Origin of the sequence: Hyalangium sp. (genome assembly GCF_035629615.1) — a bacterium.
Lineage (GTDB): Bacteria > Myxococcota > Myxococcia > Myxococcales > Myxococcaceae > Hyalangium.
This window is the reverse complement of record NZ_DASPHO010000593.1, coordinates 1-8,055: the sequence shown is the minus strand read 5'-3', so window position 1 is coordinate 8,055 and position 8,055 is coordinate 1. Positions and strand designations below refer to the sequence as shown.

Sequence of the window (8,055 nt, the reverse complement as noted above, 5' to 3'; positions counted from 1 at the left end):
CAGGCCGTGCAGGCAGCGCAGGCCCTGCCCCTGCTGGAGTACTGCGCGGACACGCAGGCGCTGACGGCGGCAGTGCCCCCACCAGAGGATCCCGGACTGCGGGCACGAGTGGAAGCCCTGCAGGAGCAGGCCGATCGGCTGGAGTCCTTGTACGAGGCAGGCAGGTACCCGGAGGGGCTGGCCACGGGCGAGGCGCTGCTCAAGGAGGTCGAGGCGGTCCCCTACGCGCCGCTGCAGGCGCATGTCCTGTACGTGCTGTCGGAGCTCAAGGAACCTGTCGGCGACTACGAAGGCGCCAAGGCGCTGGCACAGCGGGCCATCGTCGTGGCCGCGCAGGGCAAGGACTTGCAGCTGGTCTCCAAGGCGTGGAGCCAGCTCTTCTTCGTCATGGGCACCAGGCAGGGCCGCTACGAGGAGGTGTTGCACCAGTCGCTGGCCTTGGAGGCAGCCGTGGAGCTGGCCGACGATCCCCTGGCCCGGGCGGACGCGGACAACACGCTGGGCAACGTGCTCCACTCCCTGGACAGGTACGAGGAGGCGCAGCAGCGACACGCACGGGCCCTGGCTCTGCGCGAGAAGATCCTCGGCCCCGAGCATCCCCACACCACCCTCTCCCTCAGCAACCTGGGCCGTGCACTCCAAGGGCTGGGGCGGTACGAGGAGGCTCGGCAGGCGAACGCACGCGCGCTGGCGCTGCGCGAGAAGATCCTCGGGCCCGAGCACCCGGCCAATGCCTTCGCCCTCATGAACCTGGGCCACGCGTACCAGGCGCTGGGCCACTATGAAGAGGCGCGGCAGACCTACGAGCGCGCGCTGGCACTGCGGGAGAAGGCCTTGGGGCCGGATGATCCCCTCAGCGACAGCGCCTTCATCGGCCTGGGCCGGACGCTCTGGGCCCTGGGACGATACAAGGAGGCGCTCGAGGCTCACGAGCGCGCGCTGGCGTTGCGAGAGAAGACCCAGGGGCCTGAAGCCGTTGGGGTAGCCCTCATCCTCACCCACATGGGAGCCGTACTCCGGGAGCTGGGCCGATCTGAGGAGGCGCGGCAGCGGTATGAGCAGGCGCTGGCCCTGCAGGAGAAGGCCCTGGGCCCTCGGCACCCCAAGGTCGCCTCATCGCTGCTGGGACTGGGCGAGCTCCACCTCACCCTTGGCAAGCCTTCCGAAGCCCTCCCCCTCCTCGAGCGGGCCTTGCCTATGGCCTCGGTGGAGGATCGCGCCGACGTGCAGTTTGCGATCGCCCGCGCGCTGGCGGCGAAGAAGCAGGAGCTGCCACGCGCGCGAAGCCTGGCGACTCAGGCACAGGAGTACTGGCGAGGTCTCGGCCATCAGCCGAACCTCTCACGTGTCAGCCAGTGGCTGGCCACCCTCCCTGGCCACTGACCTGGCACGCGGCGCAGGATTTGCGCCACTTTCACGGCGGTGCGCAGCCTTTTCCACGGGGTGCGCATCTCTCATGCACCTCGCCAGGGCGCAGGGGCGATGGATCACGGATTGCACAGTGCATCCTCACGGCACTGCGGCCCCCGTCCGCCCTCCTGCCCTCCCAGACTCCATGCGCTTCTCCCTACCCCTGTCCCCTTCTGCTGCCCATGCCTCGCTCGAGCAGCTGGACGTCCTTCAGCTCCTGCTCGAGAGCCACGATCACATCCGCAGGGTCGCCGCGCTCGCGGCCCAGCTGGGCCAGGCGCAGGATGCCTCGCCGTCGTACCTCTCGGAGACGGCGGGGCGCGTCCTCAGCTACTTCACCCAGGGGCTGCCGCAGCACTTCGAGGACGAGGACTGCGCCCTCCTGCCCCGCCTGTTCACCACGACGATCTCCGTGGAGATGATGCAGCGCTTCCAGGAGCTGGAGCGCCAGCATGAGGGGATCGAGCTGTCCCTGGACCAGCTCGCGCCGCTGTGGCTTGCCGTGCGCAACGTGCCGGCGTGCTACCCCACCCTGGCCGAGCCCCTGGCGAAGCTCGGCCGGCAGCTCATGATCCAGCTGGAGGTGCACCTCATGCAGGAGGAGCAGTACCTCTTCCCCCTCGTCCGCGCGAGCTTCCCCCAGGAGACGCTCCAGGAGCTGGCCGTGGAGATGCTCCGGAGGCGGGATCGGCTGAACTGAGGTGTGCGCCAGGCACCTCAGCCCGCGACGGGGGTGTGGGTGAGGAGGCCCCGCCCAATGGCCATGATGCCGCCGGCGATGAGCGCCAGGGACACGGCGACGGCGATCAGCGGCAGCAGGTAGCCGGGCTGGGGGCGCTTGCGGTTGCGCACCATCAGCACGTGGGTCAGCACCACGGCGAGCAGCATCATCACGATGTGGCCAATGAGCTGCGGGTAGTAGCGCCCCATGGCGACCATGAGGATGCCCAGGAGGAACTGCAGGTCGAGCAGTCCGGCGAAGGCGGAGCCGAGGATGCGCACGCCCTTGTCCACGGGGCGCTTCGTCGCGAGCCCGGACACGAAGTAGGCCAGGGCGACAACCCCCACGAGCAGCACCAGGTAGCGGAGCCCGGAGTGGGCCTGGAACAGGATGTTCATGCCCCGCTCTTACTACCAGCGGGCGTGCCGCGCACGACCCTTCACGTGGGATCGGGCCGAGGCGTCTCTCGCGTGCTCTTCGGGAGCTCGGGCGGGGTGGTGTAGCGCGCGGGCAGCTCGCCGGTGAGGCTGCGGAGGAAGGCCACCAGTTCCTCCACCTGCGCCTCCGTCAGCGTCTGGCCAAGCTGGTACCTCGCCATCATCCGGACCATCTCGGCCAGGTCCGCGATGGAGCCGTCGTGGAGATAGGGCGCCGTCTTCTCCACGTTGCGCAGCGTGGGGACGCGGAACTTCATCCGGTCCTGCTCCTCCCGCGTCACCTCGTAGCGGCCCGGATCCGCTGCCCCCGGGTAGGGCTCGACGAGCCCCAGCTTCGCGAAGGAGGTGCCGCCCAACGCCGGCCCGCCGTGACAGGTGATGCAGCCGGTGGTGATGAAGTGCTCCAGCCCGCGGCGCTCCTGAGCGCTGAGCGCATCCTGCTGGCCCGCGAGGAACGGGTCGAAGCGCGACGGAGTGCTGAGCTGGCGCTCGAAGGCGGCGAGGGCCCGCGTCACGTTGGGCAGCGTCACCGGCTTCTTCTCCTCGGGGAAGGCCTCCTTGAAGCGCCTCAGGTACTCCGGCATGGAGGTGAGCGTGGCCAGGACGCGCTTGTCGTCCGGCATGGCCATCTCGACGGGGTTGAAGAGGGGCCCCTCCGCCTGGATCTCCAGAGTGGGCGCGCGACCATCCCAGAAGTGGGCGATGTAGCCCGCCACGTTGTAGACGGTGGGCGAGTTGCGCGTGCCCTTCTGCCCCCGATGACCGCTGGAGAGGGGCACGAGGTCCACGCCATAGGTGGCCAGGTTGTGGCAGGTGTTGCAGGAGACGTCGTGGTTCTTGGAGAGCCGCGCGTCGAAGAAGAGCATCCTCCCCAGCGCGATCCGGGCCTCGGTGTCCTGAGTGCCTGGCGCGGCACTCACCGGAGGGGGCCTCTTGAAGAACGCCACCAGCTTCTCGTGAGACAAGGGAGCAGGCTTGAGCTCAGCCTCGGGTGGGGCAGCCACCGCCCGCAACGTCAGCACTCCCAGCGCCACCAACGCGGCACGCCCGAGGATGAGCCTGAGCCGGGTGGGAGCCTTCATCTCTTACAGATTAACAGCGGCACCTCACCTTCGCGCTCCTCGCTCCACTGCGTTGTAGAGCGGGCCCACACTGGCAGTCACTGTGCGCAGGCCGTTCCCTTGTTCGGCTGGCCGGGCTCGGGCGTTTTCGGGACGGGGTTGCACTCCCCTCATATGCTGATCAGCGCTTGCCACTCTCAGGCTCCTTCAGCTTGCGCCCCCCGCCCCACCACCCTGCGCTCGATGCGGCGCGGGGACTGGCCGTCCTGGCGATGGTGCTGGTCCACGCGCTGAACGCCTTGCTGTCCCCCAGCGCCCGCGGCGAGCTGTGGGTCCAGCACGCTGGGGAGCTGCGCGACTTCACCGCGTCCCTCTTCTTGATGGTGAGCGGCTGGTCCTTGGTGGCCGCGCTGGATCAGCAGACGGGAACTGCCCCGGACACCTACGGCCGCACCGTCCGTCGAGCGCTGCTGCTGCTCTTCCTTGGGTACCTGCTGCGCTGGCCCGGCTGGGAGGCCCTCCAGGCGCTGGGCTGGAGCGAGGCACTCGTGGCGCGGCTCTTCGAGTTCGATGCCCTCCAGTGCATCGGCGTCAGCCTGCTGGTAGGAGCCACCGTGCTCGCGCTCGTGCAGCGGAGCGGGCCCCGGACGCTGGCCCTCGGGGCGCTGACGGTGGCCATTCCTCTGGCGAGCCCGGAGGTGTGGCAGCTCGGGGCGCAGCTGCCCGTCGCGCTGCGGCAGGCCACCGGCATGGAAGGCAGCCCGTTCTCGCTCTTCCCGTGGGCGGGGTGCTTCTTCGCCGGCGCGCTGGTGGCCTGGCTGCTGCGCCTCCTGCGGCCGGGAGGGCCCCAGGCGCTGGCGCTCGCAGTGCTGGGGGCGGGGATGCTCGGCATCACGCTCCTGCTCCCACCGGACTGGAGCCCCACGAGCGCGTGGCTCGTGGCCTTGCGGGTGGGCCAGGGGCTGCTCGTGCTGGCCGCGGTGAGCTTTGCTCCGGTGCGGCTCTCCCGGTTCCTGGCGCCCCTGGGCCTGCTCTCACTCTGGGTCTACGTGCTCCACCTGCCCCTGGTGTACGGCTGGGCGGGCACCGCGGGCCTGGCCGGCCTTGTGGGGCCCACCCTCGGGCTCGTCCCAGCGCTCCTCGTCGGGCTGGGAGTGCTCGGGGCCAGCTACGCCCTGGCCCGGCTGCTGAGAGGGCTGCGCAGGCTCACCCTTCCCTGGCGGCCCAACGCGACGACGACCTTCGGCCACTCCCTGGGCAACAGCCAGCGCGTCTGAGCCCACCGCGCAAAAGCCGCGGAGGAGCTCATGCTCACCTCTGCGGTGGGGGAGGATGCGAGGCCAGGCCGCGCCGGATCAGCTCGCGGAGCACGGCCTCCAGCGCCTGGATGCGGCGGCCCGCGCGTCCGGGGGCCCAGGGCCTTGGGAGCTGGGCGCCCAGGAGCGGCACTGCCTGCTCCACGCCTCCGGCCTTTCCCTTCAACGCCCGCGCAGTGGCCAGGCGGATGTTCGCGGCAGCTCGCCGGGTGACGCCGTCACGCCACAACAGGTCCAGGGCATAGGTGGTCCACACCGCGAGCACGTCGTCGGGGCGCAGGAACGCCTCGAAGCGGGACAGCGCCGAGTCTCGATCCTCGCCCGCGCGGAGGGCCTCCTCCGGCAGCTCCGTGTGCAGGGGGGTGCTGCGTGCCAGCGGCTGGCGGGGCGCGAGGAGGGCCTCGAAGTGCTCGTCGGTGGACGGGCGGCATGCCACCAGGTGGACCAGCTCCGGCGGGATGCCCTCCTCGAGGGGATGAGCGTTGGCCTCGGCGTACAGGAGCACGAGCCGGGGAAAGTCCTCCGTCAGTGAGCGGAGCTCCAGCGGTGGGCGCCAGGGAGACTTGAAGATGCGGCGGCGGGGAGGATCGTCCCGGTGGGACTGGCTCTCGAGCTGGGTGTCCACCATGAACTCGAAGGGGTGGAGCATGGCGTCGAAGCGCGCGGGGTCTCCCTCCTCCAGCACGCCGAGCACCTCCACCACGGCCTCGATGGTGGAGACGCAGTGCTCGGCCGGCTCGGCCCGGATGCGGTAGTTGCTGGGGCGGCGCGGGGTGAAGCCGATGCGGGGCAGGCTCGCCAGGAGCGGGTTGGTCTTCACGACCTTCTTCGCGAGCGGCCACGTCCCGTCCACGACGATGAGGGCCTCGGGAGGGTGCGCGCGGGCCTGCTCCAGCGTCATGGCACCCTGGCCCGGGAAGAGCACAGCAACGCTCCCGGGATTGGCCGCGAGCGCCTCCAGCCGGGCATGGCCGGTGAAGTCCACGCCGAGGTGCAGCTCGGAGTTGGGCAGAGACAGGTGGGCCATGCGCGCGGTGCCGATGGCCACGCGCCGCTCCCGAGGGTGCTGGAGGAAGACGACGCGCGTACGGGTCTCCAGGCGCGGCAGGCGCGCGCAGTAACACGTGGCCTCGGGACGGCGGCAGCGCAGGCAGACGGGACGCACACTCCCGCTTTACGGCAGCCTGCCCGGGCCGGCAAGCGAGCATGCGGGAGTGCGCCCGTGCTCCCTCGTCTCTCCCTCCTGCTTCGAGTGGGTGGGAGGCTCAAAAGGGCTGGATGCCGCGCGTTCTGGAGTTGGGGCATGCTGGGGGGTATGAGCGTCATCCCCTCGGTCGCACGGTTGGCCCTCCTCTTGAGCCTCGTCCTACCGGCCGCATGTGCCACTTCCCGGGCAGGTTTCCCTCAGGAGGCAGAGTCCAGAACGGTGAGGGCGAACTCACTGCCAGGAGGCCGGGTGCGCCTCTCCTTCGAGCCGGTGGAGCCCGACCCTGCCCTTGCGGAGATGAGCGTGGAGGAGGCCCAGGCGGTGCTCACCGTCTTCCACGCGGCCGTGCTGTCCGAGCGGCCGGAGATCCGAATCATCCCACCTTCGAGGTTGCGGCTCTTGGACGAGGTGGACGGTAAGGGATGGGAGCGGCACCTGCGAGAGCGGTTCCTGTCCCGTTTCGGTGGAGCACTGCTATCTCTGCCGGAGACGTGGGAGCACAGCCGCCTCTACCAGGCCTTGAAGCTGTCGCCGCGCTACATGGGCGCCGGGGTGCGCGAGGCAGCCGCCGAGTTGTTCAGCTCACCGGTCTTCCTGGCCAGCGTGTGCTTGTCGGTGGTGGTGTACTTCGGAGCATGGCTGAACCCCGAGCCGCTCTTCTCCAAGGCCTTCGCAGTGACGCTGACGGCGGCGCTGGCCCTCACGGTGGGGATGCTGGAGGTGGCCAACCTGGCGCTGGCGTGCTTGCGGCTCTACCGAGAGTCCGAAGCGGCCAGGACACAGAAGGAACTGGATGCGGCCTCGGAGCACTTCGGCAAGTCGGTAGGGGGGACGATGCTGCGGGTGATGGTGATGGTGGCGAGCATGGGGGTGGCCAAGACGGCGCCCACAGTGCCTCATGGCGGGCTGGGTGCGCTGCTGGGCAGCCCCATGCACGCGGTGGAAGGTGGGTTGGCGGTGGGGGCCGCGGCCACGGCCACGGTGGTAGCGGATGGCAGCCTCATTCTCAGCGGTGTGGCGCTGGGAGAGGTGGCTACGCACGTGTGCGGTGGCATGGCGTTGTGCGCGACGATGAATGGCGGGGCCGGGGGCTCGGGTAGCAGCGCGGGGCTCTCCACCCGCTACGGGCCACCCCACACCCGGGCGAATCCACCTCACAACGAGGCCATCGAAAAGGATTTGGCTTCCCGAGAGGCCACTGAGCACTCCCGCCTTCGGAAGAACAAGGCGCAAGTGGATGCCAAGGACAGCCCCCTTCTGGACCCAAAACCAGTGGGTGGAACCCGTTTCCGTAGGCCAGACGCGTCCTCCGTGAGACCTGATGGCGTGCGGCACAACACCAACTATGTCTCCAACTTGCGCGACCTGAAGCGGGAACTGGAAGCTTTCGAAGCCATGCGACGGGCAGATCCGAAGGCCATCCATGAGCTGTACCTGCTCGACGGGACCTTGGTGAGAAGGTACGTGCCCGCTGGGGTGAAGTTCCCCTAGAAAGGGATGTGACATCGAGATGGCAACCAAGATCGCTTTGGCACACATCCAAGAAGAGCTGGTCCAGGAGTTCAGGTGGGGCAACGAGACCCGCGTGCGCGAACTGGTGGTCCAGTTGGGAGCAGGACCTCGACAGATACGGACCGTTCTAGAAACCATGCTGGGCGACTCGGAGTCGCTCGTACGACAAGCGGCTGCGTTTGGGCTGGGTGAGCTGGGTGGACCCGCCAGTGCCAAACGGTTGGAACAGCAGCTCGCCATTGAAGAAGCGCGAGGGGATTATGGTGGCGGGGCCGTCGTGGAGGACATCGTCCGGGCGCTGGGACGTATCAGAGGCACCAACGCGCGAGCGTCTCTCGTCCGAAAGCTGGAGCGACTGGCGTCCAGTAAGCCCGATATTGCGGACGTGAAC

Annotated in this window: 8 protein-coding genes; 5 read left to right on the top strand and 3 right to left on the bottom strand. The window is 69.2% G+C overall.

From position 1 onward, the window contains the following. Positions 1-1,383 (top strand): tetratricopeptide repeat protein (locus tag VD972_RS29940; RefSeq protein ID WP_324992183.1); only part of this gene is annotated, 1,383 nt, incomplete at its 5' end. Between the two features lie 172 nt (positions 1,384-1,555). Continuing rightward, positions 1,556-2,110: a hemerythrin domain-containing protein gene (locus VD972_RS29935; protein WP_324992182.1), complete on the top strand. Its 555-nt coding sequence runs from the start codon at positions 1,556-1,558 to the stop codon at positions 2,108-2,110. 17 nt (positions 2,111-2,127) lie between these two features. On the opposite strand, the gene VD972_RS29930 is transcribed toward VD972_RS29935, so the two are convergent. Together VD972_RS29930 and VD972_RS29925 are read right to left on the bottom strand one after the other, a co-directional pair. Next, the gene (locus VD972_RS29930) at positions 2,128-2,529 is read right to left on the bottom strand and encodes a hypothetical protein (RefSeq protein WP_324992181.1); all 402 of its coding nucleotides are present in this window, start codon (positions 2,527-2,529) and stop codon (positions 2,128-2,130) included. Between the two features lie 41 nt (positions 2,530-2,570). Further along, positions 2,571-3,650, bottom strand: coding sequence for a cytochrome-c peroxidase (locus VD972_RS29925; protein ID WP_324992180.1), 1,080 nt, complete (start codon positions 3,648-3,650; stop codon positions 2,571-2,573). A gap of 191 nt (positions 3,651-3,841) precedes the next feature. On the opposite strand from VD972_RS29925, the gene VD972_RS29920 reads away from it, so the two are divergent. Then, entirely contained in the window at positions 3,842-4,906 is a 1,065-nt protein-coding gene (locus VD972_RS29920) for an acyltransferase (protein ID WP_324992179.1), read from the top strand. 34 nt (positions 4,907-4,940) lie between these two features. On the opposite strand, the gene VD972_RS29915 is transcribed toward VD972_RS29920, so the two are convergent. After that, positions 4,941-6,110: a tRNA-uridine aminocarboxypropyltransferase gene (locus VD972_RS29915; RefSeq protein WP_324992178.1), complete on the bottom strand. Its 1,170-nt coding sequence runs from the start codon at positions 6,108-6,110 to the stop codon at positions 4,941-4,943. A 261-nt stretch (positions 6,111-6,371) separates the two neighbouring features. Between VD972_RS29915 and VD972_RS29910 the strand changes: the two genes are divergently transcribed. Then, positions 6,372-7,643: a hypothetical protein gene (locus tag VD972_RS29910; protein WP_324992177.1), complete on the top strand. Its 1,272-nt coding sequence runs from the start codon at positions 6,372-6,374 to the stop codon at positions 7,641-7,643. 19 nt (positions 7,644-7,662) lie between these two features. Next, positions 7,663-8,055, top strand: a 393-nt coding sequence (locus VD972_RS29905; RefSeq protein ID WP_324992176.1) for a hypothetical protein, incomplete at its 3' end; no start/stop codon positions are given.